Raw genomic sequence first — 26,737 nt, forward strand, 5'->3', positions numbered from 1 at the left:
TTTCCATCTTTTTTTTAATTTAGAATGCTAGTAACTAACCAAAAACATTTTAACATGCTAAAAGAATTTAAAACATTTGCCATGAAAGGCAATCTGGTAGATATTGCCGTTGCCTTTGTAATGGGTGCTGCCTTTAACAAAGTAGTGTCCTCTTTAACCGGCGGTATTGTTTCGCCATTAATAGGTCTTATTTTTAAATCGGATTTTAAAGACTTAAAATACGTTATAACCCCTGAAACAGTAACCGAAACTGGCGAAAAAATAGACGAAGTAGCCGTTTTATATGGCGAGTTTTTAACCAATGTTATCGATTTTATAATAGTGGCATTTGTTATGTTTTTGCTTATAAAAGGTATTAACGCGTTAAAGAAAAAAGAAAAACCAGCTCCTGCTGCGCCCAAAGGACCAACAGATATCGAGCTACTTCAAGAAATACGCGATTTATTAAAAAAACAATAAGTAGTAACCGCTACACTGTATATTCTAACCCTAAACCACTTCTATTAAGAAGTGGTTTTTTTATGCTTTAATTAAAATAAAAGCGCCTATTATTAGTTAGTTTTGTAAAAAATATCCTTTTATGAAAGTTGCAATTGTTGGTGCCACAGGTATGGTTGGTCAGGTTATGTTACAAGTTTTACAGGAACGCCAATTTCCAGTAAGCACCTTAATTCCGGTTGCTTCAGAAAAATCGGTAGGAAAAGAGGTTCTGTTTAACGGCAAATCCTGTAAAGTAGTTAATTTGGAAACAGCTTTGGCGGAAAAACCAGACATTGCCTTGTTTTCGGCGGGTGGTGAAACCTCCAAACTTTGGGCGCCAAAATTTGCTGCCAGAGGCACCACGGTAATTGATAACTCATCGGCCTGGCGCATGGACCAAGCTGTTAAACTTATTGTGCCAGAAATTAATGCGCACCTACTAACAGCCCAGGACAAAATTATTGCCAATCCCAACTGCTCTACCATCCAAATGGTATTGGTTTTAGCGCCACTTCATCATAAATACCGCATAAAGCGTGTAGTGGTTTCTACATACCAATCTATTACTGGAACTGGCTTAAAAGCTGTACAACAGCTGGAAAATGAAATGGCTGGTATACAAGGCGCTATGGCTTATCCGTATCCAATTCATAAAAATGCGTTGCCTCATTGCGATGTTTTTGAAGACAATGGCTACACCAAAGAAGAAATGAAACTGGTGCGCGAAACCCAAAAAATTTTAAACGATGCCTCAATAGCCGTAACAGCAACAGCTGTAAGAATTCCCACCTCGGGGGGGCACAGCGAATCGGTTAATGTGGCCTTTGAAAACGACTTTACGTTAACGGATATCAGACAACTTTTAAAGGAAACCGAAGGTGTTATTTTACAAGATAATACCGATGTCAATACCTACCCCATGCCTATTTATGCGCAAGGAAAAGATGCCGTTTTTGTAGGAAGAATACGCCGAGACGAATCGCAAGCCAATTCTTTAAATATGTGGATAGTTGCCGATAATCTCCGAAAAGGCGCTGCAACAAATACCGTTCAAATTGCAGAATACCTACTAAAAAACACCTTGGTGTAATTAAAATACAATACCAGATAGTGTTTTTTACATAATAGGCAATTATTTGTGATTTTTTTTCATAAATTGCTACCTGTTTTATAGCTAATTATGAAAAGAAAATACGATTACCTACACCTTATTTGCTTTATATTATTGCTAGGTTGTAGTTCTGAAGACACCGAATATGTGCCTTTACAAATACAAACCAACCCAGATGCTGTGCAAGTTTATCAAAACAGTTATGTGGATATATCGTTATTTGCAAACGATGCCAACATTCCCGAAACCGGCACCTTACGCCTTACCAACCCCAATCATGGTTCGGTAAGCATCCTTAATAACAACACGCCCAACAACCCCAAGGACGATATTGTTCGGTTTACAGCTACCGGTAATTTTACAGGAACAGACAGCTTTGTTTATACCATTTGTACCACCAATAATACCTGTGCTACAGAAACTGTAACGGTTACTATTTTACCGCCAACGCCGGTTGTATACAACCCAGAGGCATTACCATATCCAAAATTATCTGATTATAATTTCTTTAAAGGCGAATTAAAAAATTTAGAGCCCGTATCCGGGGTCGTGCCATACGATTTAAATTCGCCTTTATTTAGTGATTACGCACACAAAAAACGATTTGTTTGGATGCCAAACGGAACAAAAGCAACCTATAATTCGGATTTTACACCTTTAGATTTTCCCGTTGGTGCTTTTCTAATTAAAAGCTTTTATTACGACAACGTACTCCCAAACAACGCTACTAAAATTATTGAAACCCGACTTATGTATTTTACCGAATCGGGATGGGAGTTTGCTAAATACATTTGGAATGAGGAGCAAACAGACGCCACCTTTAGCAACGAAGGCGCTGTTGTAAATATTAATTGGAGCGAGGCAGGAACCACAAAAAGTGTAGACTATAGGGTACCATCTCGAGCAGAATGCTTTACCTGCCATAACAAATTTGGCACGCCCATACCAATAGGGCCCAAGCCTCAAAACTTAAACAAGAATTATACCTATGCAGACGGCACCGCTAACCAGCTACAAAAATGGGCCGAATCTGGGTATTTAGACCCCAATTATCCGGGCTCCATAAATTCAACCGTAGCCTGGGATGATACCCTTGAGCCCCTGGAACTTCGTGCACGGTCCTATATAGATATTAATTGTGCGCATTGCCATTCTGAAGAAAGTTATTGCGAGTACCGCCCCATGCGCTTTGCCTTTAACGAAACAGAACTAGATAGTAATTTAGGTATTTGTGTGGAACCAGACACAAATATTGGAAGTGCTTATACACATATTATAAGTCCAGGCAATCCAAGCGCTTCGGTAGCCTTTTTCAGAATGAGCTCTGTTGAAGAACAATACCGCATGCCTATAATTGGGCGTACTTTGCAGCATACGGAAGGGGTAGCTTTAATTGAAGACTGGATTAATAGCCTAACAAACCGCTGCGACTAACAAAAAAATGGCCCCTTAAAACTAAATAATAAAAACAACACTTATGAAAACAAAACTACTTTTCCTTATCTGCCTATCTGCAGCAACTGCCTTTGCGCAAACAAGTTCCAATACTTGTGTTGAAGCAGAGACGGCTTCTGCTCTAACACAACCGGGCATTTATTCCGTAGCTAGTATTGATGGCAGCCAAGCACCTAATTTAATTTGCGACGGGAGCACCGTTGTAGCGTCTTTAGGCGAGTGGTTCACTTACACACCGTCGTCAGATACCTATTTAACGGTTTCAACAGATTTAGACCAAAACTCGGGAGGCGATACACGTGTGCACATTTACAGTGGTACCTGTGCAGCACTTGTTTGCGAAGGAGGCGATGACGATAGCGGAACCGGTTTCTTATCCATTGTATCTGTTTACGCCGCAGCTGGCGAAACTTATTATATAGCTTTCGATAACCGTTGGAATGCTAGCGGTTTCGATTTTCAAATTTCAGAAAGCGAACCACCACCACCACCACCTGTAAATTTTAGCACGAGCAATTTGGCAACAACGGGTTCTAACCGTGCTATTGTTGATATGAATGGGGATCATTTAGACGATATCGTTTCAGTAAACAACACCAACATCAATATTTTTGAACAACAAGCATCCGGAGGATTCCAAGAAATAAATATTGAAACCACCTCGGCAAACTTTACCCCGTCATGGAGTTTATCGGCAGCCGATTATAATGCCGATGGTTTTACCGACTTATTATATGGTGGTGGAAATGGCGTTACCTTTATGCGCTCTAATGGCGATGGTAGTTTTACCGAAGTATCTGGTTCCGAGTACGTGTTTTCGCAGCGCTCTAACTTTATAGATATTAATAACGATGGCCATTTGGACGCCTTTGTTTGTCATGATGTAGAGCCTAACGTATATTATATTAACGACGGTGCGGGCAACTTAACCTTTTACCAAGGCGAAGACTCTGAAGGTGTACCAACAGGACTTGGGTTATACCCTTCAGGTGGAAATTATGGGTCTATTTGGATAGATTATGACAACGACCGCAATCAAGATATGTTTATTGCTAAATGTGGCGGCGAAGTAGCACGACGTTTAAACGAAATGCATAAAAATAATGGCGATGGTACGTATACCGAAGTTGCTGCCCAATTAAATTTAGCCGACCCAATGCAAACATGGTCTGCTGCCTGGGGCGATTTTGACAACGATGGCGATATGGATGTATTTGTTGGTGCTAGCTCTGGCACACACAAAATGTTGCGGAATGATTTAAGCGTAGATACCAACGGCAACACCACAGTTAGCTTTACCGATGTTACCGCCTCCTCTGGTGTAAATATTTTAACCGATACGGGCATTGAAAATGTAACCTATGACTTTGATAATGACGGGTATTTAGATATTGCTTCCAATGGTAATATTTTATTTGGAAATGGCGATTTAACCTTTTTCTTAATAGAAAATGTATTTCCTGGTGGTAATGGCTCTTTTGGCGATTTAAATAACGATGGTTTTATAGATAGTTTTGACGAAGGCACCGTGTATATGAACGATGGCAACGCTAATAACTGGATTAGTATTTGTACCATTGGTACCGAAGGTTTTAGCAATATAAACGGTATTGGCGCGCGCGTGGAGTTGCACACACCTTCTGGCGTCCAAATTCGCGATGTACGCAGTGGTGAAGGATTTCGATTTATGAGTACCTTAAACACACATTTTGGTCTAGGATCAGAAACAACCATTAACAATATAATTATTTATTGGCCTTCAGGCGTTGTTGATAATATTGAAAACCCTGGCATTAATCAGAAACTGTGCATTACAGAAGGAGAAGCATTAACCGTTGCCGATAATACTCTTGACACTTTAAAAATTCACCCTAATCCGGTAGCAGAAACCTTGTTTGTTTCTGCTCCAGTAAGCTTAATTGGTAAAATTGCTACCGTTTTTGATGTAAATGGAAAAAAAGTTTTAAACACTAAATTGCAAGAAAATGCATTAAATGTGTCAAAACTACCATCTGGATTTTATATTTTACGTCTAGAATCTAATGGCCGCCAAATAAGCAGAAAGTTCTTAAAAGAGTAATACGTATAACACGCCATATAAAATCGCCTCTCCTATCAAGAGGCGATTTTTTTTACTGTATTTTTGTAGGATGTTACAGGTTACTAATTTATCGTTTTCATACCAACAAACACCTATTTTAAAAGCTATTACACTGCAGGCTAAAGCCGGCGAACACCTTGCTGTTATAGGAGAAAGTGGATCGGGCAAAAGCACCTTGCTAAAATTACTGTATGGTGAATTTGACGCCAATTCTGGTACTATATTTTGGAAAAACACCGAAATTTTAGGTCCCAAATACAATTTAGTAGTGGGTTACGATTTTATGAAATATGTGGCTCAAGAGTTCGATTTAATGCCCTACACCACAGTATCAGAAAATATAGGGAAACACCTATCTAATTTTTATCCCGAAAAAAAACAGGCACGTATAAACGAACTTCTAGATTTAGTAGAATTACACACATTTGCTAAAACCAAAGTTAAACTTTTAAGCGGAGGCCAAAAACAACGTGTCGCATTGGCCAGAGCCTTGGCTCAAAAACCCGAAATATTATTACTAGACGAACCTTTTAGCCATATTGATAATTATCAAAAACAACGTTTAAGACGACGTATTTTTAGGTTTTTAAAAAAAGAAGGCATAACCTGTGTTGTAGCCACCCACGACAGAGATGATGTTTTAGGATTTGCAGATAATATGGTGGTATTAAACAACCAAACTATTGCAGCAAAAGGCCAGCCTATAAATTTGTATAACAATCCGAAAAGCGACCTAATTGCTGCTTTTTTTGGCGAATTTAACAAGATTAATAAACAGTATGTTTACGCACACCAACTGCAAGTAGTAGCGCATTCGGACATGCGAGTTTGTGTAAAACAAGCCTATTTTAAAGGTGCCTATTACCTAATTGAGGCCCAGTTTAATAATACGCCCATTTTATTTGAACATGCAACACATCTTGCGCCAAACGACTATGTTTTTCTTGAAATTATTACAGAATAGTCTGAATTGTAAAGGTATTACCCTGAAATGTAATGCGCCCACCAACTTCTTTTCCTAATAATAGTTTGCCCATGGGCGTACTTGGCGAAATAGCATAAAACAAGGTATTATTAACGTTAATGGCGCCTGCGCTAATAGCTATAAAATAATGATGATTTGAAGTATATACGACACTACCTAAACACACAGTTTTGGAGCTGTGTGTGCAGTTAATTTTAGTCAAGGTGTTTTGCTGTTTTTGAAGCCCCATAAGCTGGACGCCAACTTTTTCGCGCTCCAACTGGAGCATGGCGCGGCCTGTTTCGTGCTTATCGCCCGCTGAATTTTTTGTTTCGCTTGTTAGCGCTTCCTGAATATCAGAAATTTGGTTCTGAACACTTCGCAATTTAACTTGTAAAGCCGCCACACAAGCAGTATACAACTGTGTTTTAATACTATTATTTATTTTATTTTTTATGGCTTGTAGTTTAGTGTTCCAAAATAGCCCATTTGTTTTACAATCCACTGTTTTCTTCCAGCTATATACTTACTAGCGGGCTGCGCCTTGTATTTAATAGGATTGGGTAAAATGGCAGCAATAGAAGCTGCTTCGGGCATTGTAAGTTTTAAAGCCACTTTATTATACCAATATTTTGAAGCCGCTTGCGCACCATAAACCCTAGGCCCCATTTCGATACTATTTAAATACACCTCCATAATGCGCTCTTTACTCCAAAATAGTTCAATTAGAAACGTAAAATAGGTCTCCAACCCTTTTCGTAGCCAACTTCTATTGGGCCATAAAAACACGTTTTTGGCGGTTTGCTGACTAATGGTGCTTCCGCCTTTTAGGCGTTTTCCTGTTTTATTATTTTCGAAAGCTTTTTCAATAGCCTTTAAATCGAAACCATGATGCGTTAAAAAATTTTGATCCTCGCTACAAATAACGGCTAACTGTAAATTGGTAGAAATTTCTTGAAGCGGCACCCATTGGTGTTGCCAGGCCACCTGTTCACCTTTTTTGAAATCTTCTGCAGCCCTAATAACCATTAATGGTGTTACGTACACGGGCACCCATTTATACACCCATACAAAGACTACGGAAAGTACTATAAACCACCCTAACACCTTAAAAACAACTTTAAAAAATTTGCGAAACATGTTATTGTAATAATTCTGCTAATTCCTGTCCAACTGTACTTCCTATAGCCACTCCCATACCGCCTAACCGTACGCCGCAAAACACATGATTAGACACTTGTTTTACGCAAGGCTCCTTTAAACCTGCAGCAGTGCCGCTGCCTACTCCCATAATACCGCTCCAACGTTGCGCTATTTCAAAAGGTGTATTAGGTAAAATAATAGTATGTAAAAGTTCCTCTAGCTTGCTTTGAATGATAGAACTAACGCCCATTTCCGTGGTTTCTTCAGCATCAAAATCTAAATTCCGCCCACCGCCAAGTAAAATTCGGTTTTGCACATTTCGGAAATAATAAAAACCTCTATCCAAATGAAAGGTTCCAGAAATAGCTAAATTTGGAATAGGTTTGGTTATAAGCACTTGAGCCCTTGCCGGTTTTACAGCCTCGTTTAGGAGCTCGGATGCAAAGCCATTGGTTGCTATAAAAAGTTTGTTTGTATTAAACGTGAAATTTTCCGTGTGTACCGCTACGCCATCTGCAAGTTCGGTAAACCCGTTTACAGGAACATTGTTTAATATATTTATGCCGGCTATTTGCGCCTTTTTAAGCAGGGCAGCCATCATGCGGCCCGTATCAATTTGGCCTTCAAAAGGATTAAAAATTAAATTATTAACTGTGTTTTTAAAACCAAAGGTATTGGTTTTTAGCGTAAAAACAGGTTTTTTAAAAAGGGGAAACAGCAAGTTGTTAATTGTATCTATTTGCGACAGACATTTGTTGTATAAAGGTTCTGTGTCGTTGGTGAAAACTTCATAACCACCCAATTGTTGAAAGTGCATAACACTATCGGGAACATTTTGACGCAAGGCATCAAGTCCTTTTAAGCGTTTTGTTATAAGGTTTACTGCGGCTGTTTCGGAGTGCGTTTCTAAATCGTCTAATATTTCACTTAAGCTACCAAAGCAAGCAAAACCAGCATTTTTAGTACTGGCACCCTGAGGTAGCATGCCGCGTTCTAAAACCAAAATATTGGCTTTCGGAAATTTTTCTTTTAGTTTTAAAGCACAACTTAAGCCTACAATTCCACTACCAACAATGGTAAAATTTACCTTACGTAACCACGATTGTACTTCCCAAAACGATAAATTCATAGTTAAAAATTATTACCGAATATAACAAAAAAAGCCCCTATAATAGGGGCTTTTAAAGTTTTAAAACTGATTTTACTCGATAATAATTTTCTTGGTTACTTTTTTAGAACCTTCAGATATATTTAATAAGTATAATCCAGCTTGAGCATTATTTAATGAAATACTTTGGTTAAATGTGCCTGCACTGTTATAGGTATTGCTAAACACTTTTCTTCCTCTAATATCTAATACTTCAATAGTAATATCGTTATTAGACGTTGGGTTAAACTTCACATTAAAATCGCCTGTATTAGGGTTTGGGAATACAGTTAAATTACTTAATGCATCCACGTCATCTGTACTTAATGAGGTAGTACAAATTTCAATACTCCAGTTATTTAAAGTTCCTGTATCACCTTGGAAAAAATCTGCAATAGCAATAGTCCATTCTCCTGCAGAACTAAGGCCGTTAAAAACATCCATGGAGTTCACTGGCGCATAGGTTCCTGTTGTTGGAGAAGCACATTGTAAGGCTGGTCCATTTGGATCGAAAGTAACACTTATATTTTGGTTATTAGCGCAGTCTGCAGAATATAAGTTAACAAACGCTTCACCATTAGGGTGTTGTAATTGAATTATAAAATCGCCTAGGTATGTATGCGAAATATCTACGCTAACGGTTAGGTTATTATTAATTATTACATCTTCGGTTACTGTTATATTACTAAAAATTGGTGGTCCTTGTCCTGGTGAAGATGTACCTACCCCGTCTGGAATAGCCAAATTAAGGTTGCCAGATGCGTAGTCGTTACAAACTTCTGTAACAGTAGTTCCAATAGCAAAGGTTGTACTATTTATGTTAAAGAATGAACCTCCTGCAGCTTCTACCATAACACGGCAAAATGGAGCCACAACGTCTGGTACAGTAATATCATGACTACCATCGTTAGCCACATTAGAAGCCAATACAGTTGGGTAAGTTAATCCACCATCTGTAGAAAGTAAAATATTAACATTAGCTGCGTTTATGCCGTTACCAGTGGTACCCGCTACATTCCAAGTAATTGTTTCGGTAGAATTTTGAGTCCAGCTGATATTTTGAGTGTTTTGAGAGGTAACCACAAACGGACCTGCTGCATTACTCCAGGTTACAACCATGTTATCGGAATCCGTACCGCCGCCACCAACTCGGTTATCTCTAACAGTTAGTCTGAAGTCGGCCGTTCTGCCTACCGTTGGAATTTTTTCGTAAAGTGTACCATTCACACCCGACTGCACTAAATCGGCCATTAAAGGGATTGTTCTGGTAGGGTTAGATGTTGGTAAGTACGATCTTACAAGCGGTTCATTACTGTTGGTAGATGTTGGACTAGGAAAAGCTGTTTGGCCATCATTTTCGTCAAATTGTTCCCAGCAGTAAGTTAAGTTATCTGCCGAATCGGCATCTGTAGCAGAACCTGTTAACCTGAAAGGTGTGCCTTTTGGTAAGGTAATATTTGGTCCGGCACTAGCTACTGGCATATTGTTACCTGTATCTGTTTCTACATCGCAGGTGCGTGTAAGTACGTGAAGATTAACTTGCTGAATAGATATAGCATGGAAATAAGGATCTACAAATGGCTGAACATCAAATGATCCGGTAATACCCGCATAACTCATTATAGTAGAGCCACTACCAGGTTCCATTTGTGCAATACCAGCACCTTCCGATTGGAATGTAAAGGTATGACGTGCACCAAACTGGTGACCAAACTCGTGCGCTACAAAATCGATATCAAAATTCACACCAACTGGGTTGGTACTTGTTGTATAACCGCTTCCCTTTAATCCTGAAACACAAATACAACCAATACAACCTGCGTTACCGTTGTTTCCAATGCCCGCCATTAAATGACCTACATCGTAATTGGCATTACCAATGTTAGCATCCAAAGTGCTTTGTAAAACACCATTGTAGTTATTATCCGATGTGCTACTGTAAGGATCGGTATTTGGGTTTAAAAAAACAACAGCGTCATTGTTAGCAACTAAAACCATGGTTACGTTAAACTCGTTTTCGAAAACAGCGTTTACAGCTGTCATGGTGTTTACAATTGCTGCGTTTACCAATGGTAAGGTTCCACCGTGGAAAGTAGCATATTCACCTGTTACAGACATGGCCAAATCGAAGGTATGTAAAATGCCGTTTGTACTCGTTCTAGAAACACTAGCAATATCGTCTAAAACCTCTTCAGTTAACAAATCGGGTGTCGTACACTCAAAACTTTGTGTTTTTGAATTTGACCCTTCTTTTTTACTAATAACTATTGCTGAAACATTATCTTGAACTGGCTCGATAACTATCCCTTTTCCTTCTTCACCGGAAAGCACGATACCATACATGCCTTTGTAAGGAGAGATACTAAATCTTAAATACGAAGATGGTGTATCTATACCATATCCTACATAAGAACGAATTTCTGGATATTGCGCTTGTAATGCTGGTGCCATTACTGAAGCTTCCTGAATAGCAAAACGTTCCATTTTTCCATTTAAATCTGGTAATTCTAAAACCAAATTTTGAGTTGTTGCGTCTGCCGTTCCTCGTGGTTTAGCGTTACCTAAGTAGTTCATTAATTCATTTAACTCGAACGTGTAAGATGAATTAATTGCAAAACCCTTAGTTTGGCTTGCAGAAACCTCTTTAAAATGTGGAGATTGACTGTAGCCTGTTAAGCAAAACACAAGCATTGCAGCTGCTAATACGTTGCGTACAATTTTTTTCATAGATAGTAACTTTAATATTTTAATATGGCTAAAATAACATATTAAATAGATATAAGTCACAGCTTGAAGAATATCTTATGAATTTTAACAAATAGCTCGAAAAATTACTGTTTTTATGAGCCACATATAATCCGCGTTTAAAGTTGCAAGGCTTGTTGTTTTTAATACAACCCAGATAAAGAATGTTAAAAAAAAAGCTCTGAATATGTTTTCAGAGCTTTTTGTAACTATTATTTGTCATGTATTTTTTCCATAACAAAGTCTTCCATAAATTTTGTGGTGTAATTTCCGGCTAGATAATCTGGATGATCCATTAATTGTCTGTGAAATGGAATTGTGGTTTTTATACCTTCAATAACAAACTCATCTAAGGCGCGCTTCATTTTATTAATGGCCTCTTCTCGTGTTTGCGCTGTGGTAATTAACTTGGCAATCATGGAATCGTAATAGGGCGGAATAACATAACCGGCGTACACGTGGGTATCCAACCGAACACCGTGTCCACCTGGTGCATGCAGTGTTGTTATGCGCCCCGGCGACGGCCTAAAATCGTTATAAGGATCTTCGGCATTAATTCGGCATTCTATAGAGTGTAATTTAGGTGTGTAATTTTTACCTGAAATAGGAACACCAGCTGCCACTAAAATTTGCTCTCTTATCAAATCGAAATCAATTACCTGTTCTGTAATAGGATGTTCTACCTGGATACGGGTATTCATTTCCATGAAGTAAAAGTTTCGGTGTTTATCTACCAAAAACTCTACAGTACCAGCGCCTTCATATTTAATGTATTCTGCTGCTTTAACTGCAGCGTCACCCATTTTTTTACGCAAGGCGTTGGTCATGAATGGTGACGGCACCTCTTCGGTTAATTTTTGATGGCGGCGCTGAACAGAGCAGTCGCGTTCAGATAAATGACACGCTTTTCCAGTAGAATCGCCCACCACTTGAATTTCAATATGCCTTGGCTCTTCAATGAGTTTTTCCATGTACATATCATTATTTCCAAAAGCTGCTTTAGATTCTTGTCTGGCAGATTCCCAGGCATCCTTTAGGTCCTCTTTTTTCCAAACGGCACGCATACCTTTTCCACCGCCACCAGCCGATGCCTTTAGCATAACTGGATAGCCAATATCTTCGGCTAGTTTTTCGCAGGTTTCGTAGTCTTCAATAATACCTTCACTACCTGGTACACATGGTACGCCAGCTTCTAGCATGGTAGCTTTTGCATTGGACTTGTCGCCCATGCGGTTTATCATTTCTGCGGAGGCGCCAATAAACTTAATATCGTGCTCTTCGCAAATTTTTGAAAATTTAGCATTTTCCGAAAGAAATCCGTAGCCCGGGTGTATGGCATCTGCATTGGTAATTTCTGCAGCCGCAATAATATTGGACATTTTTAAATACGATTCCGAACTTGGCGGCGGACCAATACAAACGGCTTCGTCTGCAAATTTTACGTGTAAACTCTCGGCATCTGCTGTGGAGTAAACAGCCACCGTTTTTATGCCCATTTCTTTACAGGTTCTAATAACACGTAAGGCTATTTCGCCCCTGTTGGCAACTAATATTTTTTTAAACATAATTCTATAGCGTTTATAAGTCTTGGGTTTATGTGTTTAAAGTTCTTGTAAACCTTTGAAGAACTTTAGAGTTAAACTTTAAACTTTAGATTATGATGGATCGACTAAAAACAATGGTTGATCGAATTCAACTGGCGATGAATCGTCTACTAATACTTTTACTATTTTACCAGATACCTCCGATTCAATTTCATTAAACAGTTTCATGGCTTCTATTATACACAGCACGTCGCCTTCTTTAATAGTTTGGCCTACTTCCACAAACACTGGTTTATCTGGTGCTGGTTTTCTGTAAAGCGTTCCAATAATTGGCGATTTTACGGTAATGTATTTAGAATCTTCCGCTGTTGTTTCGGCGGCAGGTGCTGCAGGCGCCGGCGCAGCAGGTGCTGGAGCAGGTGCTGCTGGGGCTTGAGCTACGGGAGCTCCAACAGGTATTTGTTGTACGTAAGTAGTTGTTTCCGATTTTTCGTCGCTACCCGTTTTAATCGTAATCTTAACGTCGTCGGTTTCTAATTTTACCTCACTAGCACCTGACTTTGCTACAAATTTTATTAAATTTTGAATATCTTTTAAATCCATAAGTCTTTAGATTTTAGTTTTAATTTATTAATTAAGCGTTATAGGCCCATTTTAAGTAAATGGAGCCCCAAGTGAATCCGCCACCAAAAGCAGCAAATATAATGTTATCGCCTTTTTTTAATTGCGATTCGTAATCGTTTAACAATAATGGTAGCGTAGCCGAAGTTGTATTACCATATTTTTCTATGTTCATCATTACCTTGTGTTCGTCAAGGTTAATTCTGTTTGCGGTAGCATCTACAATGCGTTTATTTGCCTGATGCGCCGCCATCCAAGATATGGTATCGTTGGTTAGGTTGTTGCGCTCCATGATTTTTACAACCACATCGGCCATATTAAATACCGCATTTTTGAATACTGTTTTACCGTCTTGGAAAATATATTGTTTGCCTTCTTTTATGGCTTCTGGTGTAACCGGATAGCAGGACCCGCCATGCGTGGCCCGCAGGTATTCTCTGCCTATACCGTCGCTTCTTAAATATTCGTCCTGTAAACCAAGATTTTCCGTGTTTGGTTCAAATAGCACGGCACCGGCGCCGTCTCCAAAAATAATACAGGTTGCACGGTCTGTATAATCTATCATCGAGGAGTTTTTGTCGGCTCCTATTAGTAGTACTTTTTTGTAACGTCCAGACTCTATATAGCTTGCTGCGGTGGACATGCCAAACAAAAAGCTAGAGCAGGCTGCTTCCAAATCGTATGAAAAGGCATTTACAGCGCCTATTTGGGTTGCTGTATATGCGGCGGTTGCAGCTGCTTTCATATCTGGTGTGGCAGTGGCAACAATAACTAAATCTATTTCTTTAGGATCCAAACCTGTTTTTTCCAGAAGATTTTTAGCTGCATTTATAGCTAAAAAAGAAGTTCCCAGCCCTTCTTCTTTTAAAATTCTTCGTTCTTTAATACCTGTTCTTGAGGTAATCCATTCATCATTTGTGTCAACTAATGTTTCTAGAATTTGATTTGTTAACACATATTCTGGCACATAAGCGCCTACAGCCGTAATGGCTGCTGAGATTTTACTCATACCGTCTAAATTATTTAGCTAAACCCATTAAAACCAACTTATTCTGAAAAATTATATAACAGACAGCCTGCCTTATTAGGTGTAATTTAATGCAAATTAAGTGGTTTTTGGCTTCTATAAAAATTTATCATAAAAAAAACGCTCAATAATGAGCGTTTTCTTGTATGCATGCATAGTAATTATGCTGCGTTTTCTTCTGCAACCGAGTTATCAATTAGAACTTGACCTCTGTAGTATAGTTTACCCTCAAACCAGTGCGCTCTGTGGTATAAGTGCGCCTCACCCGTTGTTGGACACGTTGCTATTTGTGGTGCAACTGCTTTGTAATGGGTTCTTCTTTTATCTCTTCTAGTTCTTGAGATTTTTCTTTTAGGATGTGCCATTGTTATTGTTATTTATCCGTTAATAGTTTCTTTAGTGTATTCCAACGGGGGTCTATTTCCTCGTTATCTTTTTTTTCTTTGTTTTCTTTTGGACTTAATTCTTCTAACTTATCAAGAATTTCGGACTGCAACGTACCGTCTTCTAAACCAGGATGCGTTAATTTTGTTGGCACAGCTAGTATAATGGTTTCATATATATACTGTTGCACGTTAATTTCATATTCGCCGTGTGGTATTACAAGCAAATCTATTTCTTCGTCGTTGTAGGCTTCGCCAAACTTTACCACCAAATCGAAAGTGTTTTCTAACGGTTGGTTGTAAGGCTCGTTGGTTACATCGCAAGAAACGCCTACGTGGCCAGAAATTTGAAAATGCAACTCTAACAGTGTTGTTTTTTTGTTTAACTCTAGGTTAACCAACACATCTACAGTTTCAAAGTCTTGATAGTCAAAAAAATCAAAGAACGCTTTGTCTATTTTATACTCAAACTGATGCTTTCCTAACTTCAACCCTACAAATGGTATGGTAAATGTTTTCAATTCCCTCATTATCACATCTATTTTGAGCCTGCAAATATATAAAAATTATTTAGCTTATAACACTTATAAACATTTTTTTGTTTATATCTTTTTTTGTGGTGTAACTAGTGGGTTTTTAGTTAATTCCGCATACTCCATTCTATTTTGATACAATTTTAAAGCTAAAAAAATAGCTTCTTTAAAGGAGTTATTATCTGCTTGCCCCTTACCAGCTATTTCAAATGCGGTACCATGATCTGGCGATGTTCTAATTTTAGATAAACCAGCTGTATAATTTACCCCATTGCCAAAGGACAGGGTTTTAAAAGGTATTAAACCTTGGTCGTGGTAGGCAGCAATAATAGCGTCAAAATTTTTGTAATTTCCCGATCCAAAAAAACTATCGGCTGCGTAGGGTCCGTACACCAATTTACCGGTGTCGTTTATGGCTTGCAAGGTTGGGCGCATAATGGTATCGTCTTCGGTACCTATTACGCCATGGTCGCCTGTATGCGGATTTATGCCAAGCATAGCAATTTTAGGACGTCTAATATTAAAATCTTGTTGCAAACTTTTATAAACCGTTTGTACTTTATCCTTAATAAGCTCTGGCGTAATGCAACTGGCTACATCCTTAACAGGCACATGGTCTGTTAGTAAACCAATACGCAAGGTGTTATTAACCATAAACATAAGACTGTGCCCACCTAACTCTTGTGCCAAATAATCTGTATGACCTGGAAATTTAAAATCATCGGACTGGATGGTGTGTTTGTTAATAGGCGCCGTTACTAGCACATCTATAGCATCTTCCTTTAGCGCTTTGGTTGCTGCAAATAAGGATTTAATAGCGTATTGCCCAATAGCAGGATCTTCCTCGCCAAAATGTATATTTACCCGATCGTTCCAAACATTAACCACGTTAATTTTGCCCGTAATAATTTGATTAGCATTGGAAATACCGTTAAAATTAAGCGTTAAATTAAAATGATTTTTTAAAAACGTAATGGTTTTAGCCGAGGCAAAAATTACGGGCGTAAAAAGCTCCAGTATTCTATCATCTTCCAATGTTTTCAAAATTATTTCGCCACCCACACCATTCAAATCTCCTATGGAGATACCAACAATAACATTTTCTGCTTTCCTCATGTATTAACTAACTTTTGTTTGTAATTTTGCATTGCAAATTTAACCAAATAATCCGTACTTATGTTTACTGGCATCATAGAAGATATTGGCACTATACAAAAACTAGAAAAAGAAGCGCAAAATTTACACATTACTGTTAAAGCTAAAATTACACCGGAGCTAAAAATAGACCAGAGTGTGGCTCATAATGGTATTTGTTTAACTGTTGTGGCTATAAACGGTAATGATTACACCGTAACAGCTATTGATGAAACTATAAAAAAAACCAATATTTCAGCATTGCAAGTAGGCGATAACGTAAATTTAGAACGCGCCATGAAACTTGGTGCCCGACTAGATGGCCATATGGTGCAGGGTCATGTAGACCAAACAGCTGTATGCACACATGTTGAAGAAACGGAAGGTAGTTGGATTTTTAGTTTTGAATACGACGCTACACTAAACAATATAACCATAGAAAAAGGTTCTGTAACCATTAATGGTGTTAGCCTAACGGTTGTTAACTCCAAAAAAAATAGTTTTAGTGTTGCAATAATTCCCTATACGTACGAACATACAAACTTTAATACGTTTAAAGTGGGAACCGTGGTTAATTTAGAATTTGATGTTATTGGCAAATATGTAAAACGCCTATTTGAACAGCAAAACTAGCTAGTCTTTTTTACCAGCCTTTACAAGGCGCGACACCCCAAAAACGAGTCCAAATAGTAACCCAATAATAACACCACCATCTATGGGTAATCCCGGAGGTGGCGGCGGTCCTGGAGGTTGCGGCTGTGGCGGATCTTGAATAAAATAAGCCATACTTAATAAGATAACATTAAGTAAGGCCAATAATTTGTAAGTTAATACTGTCATGCTGAAACAAAAGTAAGAAAAAGATGGTCTAAACGATATAAATTTTTAAAAATCATCCGTGAAAAGCATATTTTTTCGACAAAATACATAAATTATATTTAAAAAACGATAACCACTTTTTTAAACTACCTATTTTACTAATCTTATTAAACTACCATTTCCTTATATTTAATTGCTAAAACCGCCACATTGTAAACTAAAAGCATGCTTAACGCTACTTTTTAACAATTAAAAACTCCGAACGCCTATTTTGCGCATCTTCCACATCTGTACAATTGGGAGCACAATTAACTTTTGGCTCGCTACTTCCCAAACCTACTGCAGCCAACCTGTCTTTATTGATACCTTTAGAAATTACATATTGCATGGTAGCTTGGGCACGCCTGTCGGATAATTTTAAATTATAATCTGCATTTCCTTTAGAATCTGTATGCGATCGGATTAAAATTTGCATATCTGGATAGTCCTTCATTACAGCTACTAATTTATTTAGTTCAAGGGCGCCCTGCTGGGTAATATTACTTTTGTCGAATTCGAAGAATATATTATTTAGCTTTACTTCAGTGTCTGTTATTAACGTGCTTATTGGCATAAGCGCTACCTGAACCACTGTTTTATTGTTTTCGGGGGTACCCACTTGTACGGAAGCTGTATTGTATTTTGCTTTTGCCACGTTTATAATATAATCGGGATTGCATGTTACATCAAAATCAATTTCCCCCTTGGCTTTTGTTTTTTGTTTCGCTATGGTATTTTGTTGCCGATCTAAAACAGACACGACAGCGCCTTTAATTGGTTGGTTGGTAGTGGCATCTGTAACCATAACAATGGTTTTAAACTGACAAATTGGTGTAGCCATATAAATATTATCAACACCAGACCTGTTTGAAGCCAAGAAACCAACATGGTATTTGGTATTAAAACTGAATGAAAAATCGTCCTTTTCAGTGTTAATGCCGGTGCCTAAATTAACCGCTTTTTCAGTTGTGTTTAGGTCTGTTTTAAACACATCTAAACCGCCGTACCCAGCTCTTCCGCTGGAAGCGAAATATAAAATATGGTTGTTACTTATAAACGGAAACCCTTCTTTACCGGCTGTATTTACCTGTTTTCCCAAATTAATTGGTTCACCATAATTATTGCCGTTTATGCTTACTTTCCAAATATCGGTATCGCCCAATCCGCCTGGCATATTGGATGCAAAATACAAGGTTTTTCCGTCGCTACTTAAACTAGGATGCGTTACTGAATAGTCGTTACTATTAAAGGGCAATGCCTCAATATTAGTCCATTTACCATTTACTAATGTTGCTTTGTATAAACCTTGTTGTGCTAGTTTTATGTTTTTATTTTCCAGCTTTTTAAACGATTTTTCGCTGTGCCCATCTCTGGAAAAAATCATAACCGTGCCGTCTTCACTTATCGTTAAAGGTCCGTCGTGGTAAGGTGTGTTTAACGCATTTACAGGTTCTGGTTCAGACCATTGTCCGTTGGCATCGCGTTGCGATTGATACATGTCTAAGTATGGTGTATTAGTCCATTGGTCCTCTTTTTTGCGCGTGTTACGGGTGCTGGTAAAGTACAGTATATTGGTATTGGAAAGCACCGGACCAAAATCGGTTTGGTTGGGACTATTAACTGTTGTTTCGGTAACTTCAAACAATTTAGAACTATCGGCAAGTTTGGGTGTATTGTTTGGATTTTCTAAATAAGCTATTGCCCGGGGATCTGTTGGGTTTTGTTGTGCAAAAACCGCCATTTGCTTGTTAGCCTCTTCGTAAGCGCCTTGCGTTCTTAAAGCTTGCGCGTAGCGGTAATACGTTTCAGCGTTTTGCGTGTTTTTTATAGCTTTAGCATACCATTTTACCGCTTCGTCCATATTAAAAACATAATAATAACTATCTGCCAATTGGTTATACACATAGGTATCTGCTTCGTTATTTTTTACTAGCTTTAAATAGGCATCTATAGCATCTACATATTGATAGGATTGAAATAACTTGTCTGCTTGTTCCGATTTTTCATTTTGCGAAAAGCCTCCAGTAATGACTAGTATGATACTTAATGCGGTAAATAGATTTTTCATTAGTGTGTGTTTTTTTCGAACAAATTAGATTGGATGTTACATTTAGGCAACGGTTTACATACCAACTATTTTTTTGTTTCTAAAATTAAAGCTACAATTTACTATTATATTTCAATTAATAGAACTAAAATGGATACCCAATAGCAAAATTTAGAATTGGTTCACTAACATCAAAATCAAATCGTTTTCCTTTAGGAAGAGCTGGGTCGTGAAACGGTGCTGCCAAATCGAACCGAATAACAAAACTTTGAATATCCACACGCAAACCTATTCCCGCTCCCATACCCAATTCGGATAAAAAATTGCCATCAAACTTATCGGCACCATTATAAATAGGGTTTTCTTTGGAATTCCAAATATTACCAGCATCTGCAAAAACAGCCCCTTTAAGAAAAGATATAATAGGAAATCGGTATTCTAAATTAGCCTCTAGCCTAATATTTCCTGTTTTATCGAAAAAGACGCTATTTTGGGAGGTGTCCGAATTGTAAGTACCTGGCCCCAAGGACCTAATATTAAAAGCACGAACACTGTAAGGACCGCCAGAATAATACTGTTTTACAAATGGAACCACATCCGAATTTCCGAAAGCCAAACCATAACCGCCAAATAAACGTGCTGCGATAACTTTTTCGTTGCCAAAATTAAAATGGTAATGAAAATCTATATCTGCTTTGGCGTACTGTGCATATTCAAAACCTAAAAAGGTTTTGGGCTTTTCTGGCCCTTGGTCTTTACCAAATAGGCCAATGGTGCTTCCAGCCAAATCTAATGTGAAATTAAAAAATAACTGATGCTTTTTTTGGGTGTCAATCATTTCATTGTAGGTAAAACCATAGGTTAAACCCGCAATAAACTGTTGGTCGAAACTGCGTCTTAAAAAGGGATCATTTTCTAAAATAGCCTCAAACTCGGGTGTATTATTTAATAACTCGGTGTAGTTTAAAGAAATAGGATTAATTTCGTGTGTTACATACCTATTGGCATCCCATAAGTAACCAAATAAAGCTGTTCCTGACAACAGCGTGTATAAATTGCTTCGCTTTAAGTAATCGACACTTAAGGAGGTTTTTGTTTTAGGAATGGAATACTTAAAAAAATCGTCGTTAATTTTAATTGGAAACAGCACTCTCGGAAAAATTAATTCGTTTTGTATGCCTAGCTCCAAACTGCTGTTTCCTGAATTTTGTTTGCCTCCTAGCTGTTTTTCGTATCCTATTTTGGGCGTAATATTAAAAGTTTCGCCGCCGCCAAATAGGTTTCTGTTGCTTAAGGTTAAACTAAAGGCGGGTCCTGCAAAATTATTAGATTTGGTTACCACCTGCAGTTCGGCTCTTAAGGCTCGCTTATTTAATGGCGATAAAAATATATTGGCTTCCAATAGTCCTGAACCATCGGCGGCTAAGCTATCTAGTTCTTGGTACTGAATGTTTACATATTTATACGCCCCAATTGTAGATAAGCGCCTGGCTGTATTTCGGGAGTCGGCTGGATTAAAAAACTGGTTTGTTTCTAGGGTAATAAACGGGTCTAGATAGGCCGGTTTAAAAAATTCTTCTTCTTGAATATACTGCTTATTGTTGTAGCTGGTAGTTTGCGCCGATACCGAATCTGATACGCGGTAGGTTGGATAAATATTTATTGTTGATAGCTTATATGGAATGATGCTTTTTTGAGGTACATCGTTTTTTAGTTTCAGAAATAAATCGAATTGTTTGTTAGTGTAATTGTTAGTATCTGCCTGAAATATTAAAAAGCTATCATTAAAGTTGTAATATCCTTTTTGTTTTAAACCTTTATCTATGCGATTTCGTTCCTGTTTCATCCTATTTAAATCGAAACGCATATTTTTTTCAAAAACAGTTTCCGGCATTAAGGCTTCAATACTTTTCCCAATACTTGTGGGCATGGTATCTAGTTTATACTGCTCCATTCTGTAAGGTTTGGGCACATTTATGTTGTAGGTTACCGCCGCTTTTTTATCTGTTTCTTCAAAAACAGCAGTTGCGCGACCATAAAAGAAACCTTTATTTTCCAGTCTGTTTAGCAATAAATCTTCCACCTCGTAGGTTTCTACATCCGATTGGTAAATGGGTTCTTCGCCTATTTTTTTGTATAACCATTTGTTTATAAATCCGGGTTTTTCGGTTTGATTTTTATAGTAGTAGTACAGCCCCAGGTGCATACCTAAAATTTTTGAATTTGGTTGAGGTTTTAAAACAGCCTGTAAATCGGTTTTTAAATCGGCTTTGTTTTCAATACTCGCCTCCGACTGGATGGTTAGGTTAGCGCCTGTGTAAAGCCGTTCATTCTCTGGAATATATTTTGTAATACTGCATGAGTAAAAACTTCCTAAAAGGAACCAATATATAATTAGTTGCGTTGGATTGGTTTTCAAGTTTCTAGTTTTACAGGTTAGGCCCTTCATATTCAGTCTTGTTATTTACGCAATAATACCCAATGTTACGGTTACTTTAGTTACGAGACTCGGTGTTGGTTTTAGCGTTGTTAGCTTTTGTTTTTGCTGCTTGTTTTTTTTGTTCTTTTTGTTCTTTGGCCTCTTTTTCAGATTTGGTTTCAGATTTAAAAAGCGCATCCCAAAGTTCGTTATATTTGTTAAATTCCTGCGTAAATATTAGGGCAATTCCACTTACTACCGTTTGGCCGTCTATTACATTTTCAAATTCATTTCTACTAAAACCCCTTAAGCGGTATCGGCCACTTTCTGTTAATAAGTACTCGATACTTACATTGCCAATAATAGGTGCGTCTTCGCCGGTAGAACTGCTTCCTTCAATATCTACCTCGCTACCAACGCGCACAATGAGCCTGTCGTCGAACAATTTTTTTTGTGCAGCAATATCCAATTGAGTCCGCTGCTTGGGCGAATTACCTTGGTAATCCGTATAACTATTTAAGCCAAAATCCAGTTCGAAACCTGTGCTACCCAATAATTTATCTGAAAACATATTTAACTGATCTGCAACGGCATCGTTTAAGTTATTTCTGGCAATAGAAGCCACACCGCCAGAACTGCCATCGCTGCCTGGATCTGGATAAAACCGGTTTAAAACTAGTAGGGAAAACACCTGTCTGTTTAATTCGTCCTCCTGATTATTTAGTTGTTGAATACGACCAAAAACCTGTCCACCAACGGCGCCTTGTTTTTCTTCGGGCATGTCCAAACTAAAGGCTATTTCGGGCTCCAGTAGTTGGCCATTAATATTTAGATACACATAAAATGGTAACACTTGGCGAAATTTTCCTTTAATAGCTGGGTCGCTTCCGGAGTAAACCGGTGCCATTAACGATGAGGCCGATGTTTCAACCTCGTATTTTGCTTTTACATCTAGTTTTGCATCAAAAGGGTCGCCAGACCAAGAAACTCGGCTACCGGGAACCAAGCTAAATTTTCGGTTTACAATTTTGTATAAATTTAATTCGTAGTGTCCAGAAGCTACTTCATAAATTCCCGACAGTCTTAAGTTTCCGTTAGGATTCATGCTTACATTAAAATCGCCTGCTCCAGAAACCTTAAAATTATCGCCTGTTTCTTTATCTAAAATTAAGGTAACGGCCGTTTCTTTATTTACCTTTATTTGCGCTGCAATATCGAGTCCTTTTACTGTGGCTGTGCGCTCTTTAGTTCGGGTTAAAATAGCATTGGGGTTATTTCGGTTAACAAATTCCACAACACCATCGCGTTCCTCTACATTTAAGGCTGCAGAAGGCAACACATAGGTTACGTTGGTATTGGGTGTAACTTCCATATTCATTTTTATTTTTGGCACCAGTAAGTTTCCAGTTATTTGAGCCGTCCCGTTAAAACCAGCCTTACCGTACAGAAAATCGTTATCTTCTTTGGTGGCATTTAGTACCTGAAAGTCGTTTGCAGTTACGTTTAAATTAAAACTTGGATTAACATAGGATTGGGTACCAATTTTTCCAGTCATTTTAAACAGATTGCCATTAGCATCGGTTATGGTAAAATTATCCATAGTAATTCCGGCGTTATTAACGGTAATGGTTTCTTCTTTTAAACTAAAAGCAGCATTAAACTTGGCCACTTTAAACTGGGCTTTATTAAATTGAATATTGCCGGTAAACTCGGGGTCTCTGGTGGTGCCAGACACATCAAAACGACCCGAAAAATAACCAGAGGTTTCGGTTAGTTCGCCATCGGTAAAAGCAGTTAAAGCTGTCATGTTAAACCTATTAATATCCAAATTTAGGTCTAAATTTGCGCCTACCGGCGTTGCCAAGTAATCGCCAGACAGGTCTAAATCTATTTCTCCGCCTTTTAGGTGTGCGTGAAAATCGTAACGTTCGCCACCTAAAGATTTGGCGTTTACTGTTAAACCCCCAACATTAACATCTACAATATGAAAGTCGGCTATATTTAAATCTGCCAATATGCCGGTATCCTCAAAAGGCTCCTCCAAAATTAAGTCGCCATTTAAGCTACCCGAGGCTAACTTTTCTTCTGCATTTAAATAGCTTAAAAATTCGTGAAGTTTAAAGTTTTTAAAGTTTACCGCAATATGATCTTTATTGTTATTGGGTAGTTTATCGGTTATTTCGAATGCCTGATTACCTTTTGTAAACTTGAAATCATTAAACGCCAATTTGTCATCGTACACAAGCATTTCATTGCTATCGGGAACCTGCCACTGTGTTTTATTAATAATTAAATTATCTGGTTGCACCTGAAACTTAAAGGCATCTGGGGTTCCTGTTATTTTACTAAACACCTGTGTTAATATTGCCTTGTTTTGATAAGCTGTAAACTCCAACATTAAACCCGAACTGGTTTGGTTTCCAGAAAATAGTGTTTTTTGAATATTTAACGGTCCTGCTGTAACCTCGTTAAAGCCAAGATTAAAATTAAAAGCATCTGAATTGGAGTTCATGGTAAACGCCAAATTATCAACTTCCAGATTGTTGTAGTTTATATAAGGTACGGTAACGGAGGCATCTAATTTTCGGGCTGCTTCATTAAAGTTTACAGCAACATCTATGGTGTCTAAATCTACTAAATTAACAAAAAACACTTCGTTTAAAATAGGCGATTTGCTTATTTTACCCTGCAACTTTAAATTTACGGGGCTAGCCAAACTGTCTCTATCCGACTTATAGCGATTAAAAAAATACCCCGAAACATGATGCCTTAACGCCGCCAAAATATCCTCTGGATAGGCATTAGATTGCAATACCATATCTGCCATTTTGTTGTTAAGTGTTACGGCCGTGGTATCTGGCCTAACGTAGGCAGATGCAGTGAGTTTACCTAATAAATAGCTTTTATTATCGTAAACAAAAATGCCGTCGTTTATAACCGTTTCCAGATTAAAATGTTTGGTATTACCTGAAAAATCTGCTTGAATATCCATGGCCGTTTTTATATCCCGATTTAGAATTCCGAGTGCTTGTAAATCGGCGCCAATAATTTTAACTTGGGCTGTGGCTTGAGGAGCCACCGAATCTAAAACAACTGTAGTTACTAATTCGGCATTTAAATTTTTATCCTGGTAGTTAGATGTAATTTGCCCCGTGCCGTTTTTAACAGCGCCATTTAAAACTACATTTTTTATAGGATAGTTTTTATAGTTAAAACTATCTATTGTTGCGGTAAGTTTGGCATCCAAACTATTTATATTGGCACCAGTTCCTTGGGCTTCTGCATGCATATTTAAACGCCCTAGATCCTTGTTTTGCAATAAACTGTTCAGGTCGAAATCCGCTACAGATACTTGGGCATTAAAGGCTAAAACATCTGTGTTTTCAAACCGCCCTTTTACAGAAGCACTGCCCTGCGAGCTTGTTAAATGCACTTGGCCCGCCATCCTATTTAAATTACCAACTACATCGCCTTTAACACGTATTTGGTTGGGTAAATAAATTTCTAGACTATCCGAATTTATAAACGGTGTTACATCATCCCGTTTTGTTTCTGCCGAAAACGCGGTAATATTAAAAGCTAGTTGGTCTGGATTGGTTATGTTTTTTAAAGTACCTGTTGCTGCCACATTAGTTTCATGCCAGTTTAGGAGAAACGTTTTAAATGTTATATCTGCTAGGTTTCCCTTTACTTTTATTTTACCGCTAATGTTATGCTTGCTCAATTGATTTAGATAGGTATTTTGTTGTAAGCTTGGCTGCAGTAAAAACAAATCTTGAAGCGCTATGCGCCATGTTGGAAAATTTGCTACAATTTGAGCCTGTTCTGGACTTGAAACTGCTGTTTGTAAAGCAGGATAATGCACTTGTACATTTCCTTCTAATAAATTTTTATTTAAAGCAAGTTCCAGTTTTTCAAGGTTTAAATCCGTGTCGGAAACCTGTAAATGGGCTATCAGATTTTTTAATTTAAGTCCCGATATTTCGTTAAAAGAAGCCTGATTAAGCTGTAATTGCGCCTTTTTATCTTGGAGCAAAATAGATTGTGCGTTGAGCTGAATATCTGAAAAATCCAATGCAAGCGGGTTAAAAACACCTGCTTTAGGAACCTGATTATTTGTTGTAAATTTAAAACTATTGTTTTCCAACTGTAAGCGACCTACCTCCAACTGCATGTTTGGCCATAAAGAAGCATCGGTTTGTGTTTGGGTCTCTTTACCTAATTCATTAGCCGCCAATTGCGTATTAAGCGTTATTTTTGAATTGTTAAGCTGAACCGCATCCAAAAGAAACTGCCGATTGGTTAAGTTTATTGAAGGTATTTTGGCAGAAAACCGACTAATATTCGCATTTACATCTATACCATTTGGAATGCTTTTGTAAAAAGCCGAAACATGGTTAAGTGTCAGTTTTTTTACACCTAACAGTGGTAACGCACTCGTTTCGTTGGTGTTGGGTACTGTTTTATGGGTTTCTAAAAATGTAATCTGACTATTGGTTAACGCTAGTTTAGACGCCTGAAAGGTTAGCGACTCTAGGTTGGTTTCCTCCATATTGGCAACCAGTTCATCAAATTTTATTCGGCTATTTATTCCGGTTACGGCATCGTTGTAAACCACATCAAAATGTTTAAAACGCATAGAACCTAAAATTAGGTTTAGAGGTTTGGCGTTAGCTGTTGCTTGTTGAGGTGTGTTGGCACTAGGCGTTGAAAAAGCATTAATTAAAAACTGAAAGTTAAATCCGTTAACAGTATCTTTCCGAATAATATTGGCGCGCAACCCGTCCCACTTTAAAGCATCTACCCCTATTCCGTTTCCTCTAACAAGCGCCCAAATGGGCACGTTTACTTCCAAGGATTTAGAGTAAATTAAGGTATCGCCTTGCTTGTCTTCTAGATATAAATTATCCAGTTGCACATCGCCATCGAATGTTATAAATAGTTTTTCAACAGCTAGCTTTGTTTCCGTTTTATTGGCTATAAAGGTAACCGCTTTGTTCACTATTATATTTTGCCCCCACGGAC

20 protein-coding genes are annotated in these 26,737 nt (G+C 38.0%); 6 read left to right on the forward strand and 14 right to left on the reverse strand.

Annotated features, from left to right (window positions below):
* Positions 1–54: 54 nt before the first annotated feature.
* From mscL to ACFSQP_RS06485, 5 genes are all read left to right on the forward strand, one after another.
* On the forward strand, positions 55–459 hold the full coding sequence (gene mscL, locus ACFSQP_RS06465) for a large-conductance mechanosensitive channel protein MscL (protein WP_376892592.1): 405 nt from the start codon (positions 55–57) through the stop codon (positions 457–459).
* Between the two features lie 121 nt (positions 460–580).
* Entirely contained in the window at positions 581–1,570 is a 990-nt protein-coding gene (locus ACFSQP_RS06470) for an aspartate-semialdehyde dehydrogenase (protein ID WP_376892593.1), read from the forward strand.
* Positions 1,571–1,660: 90 nt separating this feature from the next.
* Positions 1,661–3,025 carry an SO2930 family diheme c-type cytochrome gene (locus ACFSQP_RS06475; RefSeq protein WP_376892594.1) on the forward strand — a complete coding sequence of 455 codons (1,365 nt, stop codon included), beginning with the start codon at positions 1,661–1,663 and terminating at the stop codon, positions 3,023–3,025.
* A gap of 43 nt (positions 3,026–3,068) precedes the next feature.
* Entirely contained in the window at positions 3,069–5,126 is a 2,058-nt protein-coding gene (locus ACFSQP_RS06480) for an FG-GAP-like repeat-containing protein (protein WP_376892595.1), read from the forward strand.
* A gap of 70 nt (positions 5,127–5,196) precedes the next feature.
* Complete coding sequence (locus ACFSQP_RS06485) at positions 5,197–6,111, forward strand: ABC transporter ATP-binding protein (RefSeq protein ID WP_376892596.1); 915 nt, start codon at positions 5,197–5,199, stop codon at positions 6,109–6,111.
* Here the strand turns inward: ACFSQP_RS06485 and ACFSQP_RS06490 are convergent.
* From ACFSQP_RS06490 to pdxA, 10 genes are all read right to left on the reverse strand, one after another.
* On the reverse strand, positions 6,101–6,616 hold the full coding sequence (locus ACFSQP_RS06490; protein ID WP_376892597.1) for a hypothetical protein: 516 nt from the start codon (positions 6,614–6,616) through the stop codon (positions 6,101–6,103). The genes ACFSQP_RS06485 and ACFSQP_RS06490 overlap by 11 nt on opposite strands.
* A complete protein-coding gene (gene mtgA, locus ACFSQP_RS06495) occupies positions 6,565–7,251 on the reverse strand; it encodes a monofunctional biosynthetic peptidoglycan transglycosylase (protein WP_376892598.1) in 687 nt (228 codons plus the stop codon). The genes ACFSQP_RS06490 and mtgA overlap by 52 nt, the downstream gene beginning before the upstream one ends.
* Position 7,252: 1 nt before the next feature.
* Positions 7,253–8,383: an NAD(P)/FAD-dependent oxidoreductase gene (locus ACFSQP_RS06500; protein WP_376892599.1), complete on the reverse strand. Its 1,131-nt coding sequence runs from the start codon at positions 8,381–8,383 to the stop codon at positions 7,253–7,255.
* 72 nt (positions 8,384–8,455) lie between these two features.
* On the reverse strand, positions 8,456–11,128 hold the full coding sequence (locus ACFSQP_RS06505; RefSeq protein ID WP_376892600.1) for a zinc-dependent metalloprotease: 2,673 nt from the start codon (positions 11,126–11,128) through the stop codon (positions 8,456–8,458).
* Between the two features lie 230 nt (positions 11,129–11,358).
* Positions 11,359–12,711, reverse strand: coding sequence for an acetyl-CoA carboxylase biotin carboxylase subunit (gene accC, locus ACFSQP_RS06510; protein ID WP_376892601.1), 1,353 nt, complete (start codon positions 12,709–12,711; stop codon positions 11,359–11,361).
* Between the two features lie 90 nt (positions 12,712–12,801).
* A complete protein-coding gene (gene accB / locus ACFSQP_RS06515; RefSeq protein ID WP_376892602.1) occupies positions 12,802–13,293 on the reverse strand; it encodes an acetyl-CoA carboxylase biotin carboxyl carrier protein in 492 nt (163 codons plus the stop codon).
* 31 nt (positions 13,294–13,324) lie between these two features.
* Positions 13,325–14,320, reverse strand: a complete 996-nt coding sequence (locus ACFSQP_RS06520) for a beta-ketoacyl-ACP synthase III (RefSeq protein ID WP_376892603.1) — start codon at positions 14,318–14,320, stop codon at positions 13,325–13,327.
* Positions 14,321–14,499: 179 nt separating this feature from the next.
* Positions 14,500–14,703 carry a 50S ribosomal protein L32 gene (rpmF, locus tag ACFSQP_RS06525; protein WP_376892604.1) on the reverse strand — a complete coding sequence of 68 codons (204 nt, stop codon included), beginning with the start codon at positions 14,701–14,703 and terminating at the stop codon, positions 14,500–14,502.
* An 8-nt stretch (positions 14,704–14,711) separates the two neighbouring features.
* The gene (locus ACFSQP_RS06530; RefSeq protein ID WP_376892605.1) at positions 14,712–15,251 is read right to left on the reverse strand and encodes a YceD family protein; all 540 of its coding nucleotides are present in this window, start codon (positions 15,249–15,251) and stop codon (positions 14,712–14,714) included.
* 72 nt (positions 15,252–15,323) lie between these two features.
* Positions 15,324–16,370 (reverse strand): 4-hydroxythreonine-4-phosphate dehydrogenase PdxA, encoded by a 1,047-nt coding sequence (gene pdxA / locus ACFSQP_RS06535; RefSeq protein ID WP_376892606.1) that lies wholly within the window; start codon positions 16,368–16,370, stop codon positions 15,324–15,326.
* Positions 16,371–16,430: 60 nt separating this feature from the next.
* Between pdxA and ACFSQP_RS06540 the strand changes: the two genes are divergently transcribed.
* Positions 16,431–17,021, forward strand: a complete 591-nt coding sequence (locus ACFSQP_RS06540; protein ID WP_376892607.1) for a riboflavin synthase — start codon at positions 16,431–16,433, stop codon at positions 17,019–17,021.
* Here the strand turns inward: ACFSQP_RS06540 and ACFSQP_RS06545 are convergent, their stop codons facing one another.
* From ACFSQP_RS06545 to ACFSQP_RS06560, 4 genes are all read right to left on the reverse strand, one after another.
* Positions 17,022–17,228, reverse strand: coding sequence for a hypothetical protein (locus ACFSQP_RS06545; protein ID WP_376892608.1), 207 nt, complete (start codon positions 17,226–17,228; stop codon positions 17,022–17,024).
* 214 nt (positions 17,229–17,442) lie between these two features.
* Positions 17,443–19,314 carry an OmpA family protein gene (locus tag ACFSQP_RS06550; protein ID WP_376892610.1) on the reverse strand — a complete coding sequence of 624 codons (1,872 nt, stop codon included), beginning with the start codon at positions 19,312–19,314 and terminating at the stop codon, positions 17,443–17,445.
* A 124-nt stretch (positions 19,315–19,438) separates the two neighbouring features.
* Positions 19,439–21,742, reverse strand: coding sequence for a translocation and assembly module lipoprotein TamL (tamL, locus tag ACFSQP_RS06555; protein WP_376892612.1), 2,304 nt, complete (start codon positions 21,740–21,742; stop codon positions 19,439–19,441).
* A 46-nt stretch (positions 21,743–21,788) separates the two neighbouring features.
* Positions 21,789–26,714 (reverse strand): translocation/assembly module TamB domain-containing protein, encoded by a 4,926-nt coding sequence (locus ACFSQP_RS06560; protein WP_376892614.1) that lies wholly within the window; start codon positions 26,712–26,714, stop codon positions 21,789–21,791.
* Positions 26,715–26,737: the final 23 nt, after the last annotated feature.

This window comes from Bizionia sediminis (assembly GCF_042684585.1).
Classification (GTDB): domain Bacteria; phylum Bacteroidota; class Bacteroidia; order Flavobacteriales; family Flavobacteriaceae; genus Algorimicrobium; species Algorimicrobium sediminis.

Coding starts and splice junctions, on each gene's coding strand:
- ACFSQP_RS06475 (WP_376892594.1), top strand. CDS start 1,661: ATGAAAAGAAAATACGATTACCTACACCTTATTTGCTTTATATTATTG.
- ACFSQP_RS06480 (WP_376892595.1), top strand. CDS start 3,069: ATGAAAACAAAACTACTTTTCCTTATCTGCCTATCTGCAGCAACTGCC.
- mtgA (WP_376892598.1), bottom strand. CDS start 7,251: ATGTTTCGCAAATTTTTTAAAGTTGTTTTTAAGGTGTTAGGGTGGTTT.
- ACFSQP_RS06545 (WP_376892608.1), bottom strand. CDS start 17,228: ATGACAGTATTAACTTACAAATTATTGGCCTTACTTAATGTTATCTTA.
- ACFSQP_RS06540 (WP_376892607.1), top strand. CDS start 16,431: ATGTTTACTGGCATCATAGAAGATATTGGCACTATACAAAAACTAGAA.
- ACFSQP_RS06485 (WP_376892596.1), top strand. CDS start 5,197: ATGTTACAGGTTACTAATTTATCGTTTTCATACCAACAAACACCTATT.
- tamL (WP_376892612.1), bottom strand. CDS start 21,742: ATGAAGGGCCTAACCTGTAAAACTAGAAACTTGAAAACCAATCCAACG.
- ACFSQP_RS06530 (WP_376892605.1), bottom strand. CDS start 15,251: ATGAGGGAATTGAAAACATTTACCATACCATTTGTAGGGTTGAAGTTA.
- ACFSQP_RS06505 (WP_376892600.1), bottom strand. CDS start 11,128: ATGAAAAAAATTGTACGCAACGTATTAGCAGCTGCAATGCTTGTGTTT.
- accC (WP_376892601.1), bottom strand. CDS start 12,711: ATGTTTAAAAAAATATTAGTTGCCAACAGGGGCGAAATAGCCTTACGT.
- mscL (WP_376892592.1), top strand. CDS start 55: ATGCTAAAAGAATTTAAAACATTTGCCATGAAAGGCAATCTGGTAGAT.
- accB (WP_376892602.1), bottom strand. CDS start 13,293: ATGGATTTAAAAGATATTCAAAATTTAATAAAATTTGTAGCAAAGTCA.
- ACFSQP_RS06550 (WP_376892610.1), bottom strand. CDS start 19,314: ATGAAAAATCTATTTACCGCATTAAGTATCATACTAGTCATTACTGGA.
- ACFSQP_RS06520 (WP_376892603.1), bottom strand. CDS start 14,320: ATGAGTAAAATCTCAGCAGCCATTACGGCTGTAGGCGCTTATGTGCCA.
- rpmF (WP_376892604.1), bottom strand. CDS start 14,703: ATGGCACATCCTAAAAGAAAAATCTCAAGAACTAGAAGAGATAAAAGA.
- ACFSQP_RS06470 (WP_376892593.1), top strand. CDS start 581: ATGAAAGTTGCAATTGTTGGTGCCACAGGTATGGTTGGTCAGGTTATG.
- ACFSQP_RS06500 (WP_376892599.1), bottom strand. CDS start 8,383: ATGAATTTATCGTTTTGGGAAGTACAATCGTGGTTACGTAAGGTAAAT.
- pdxA (WP_376892606.1), bottom strand. CDS start 16,370: ATGAGGAAAGCAGAAAATGTTATTGTTGGTATCTCCATAGGAGATTTG.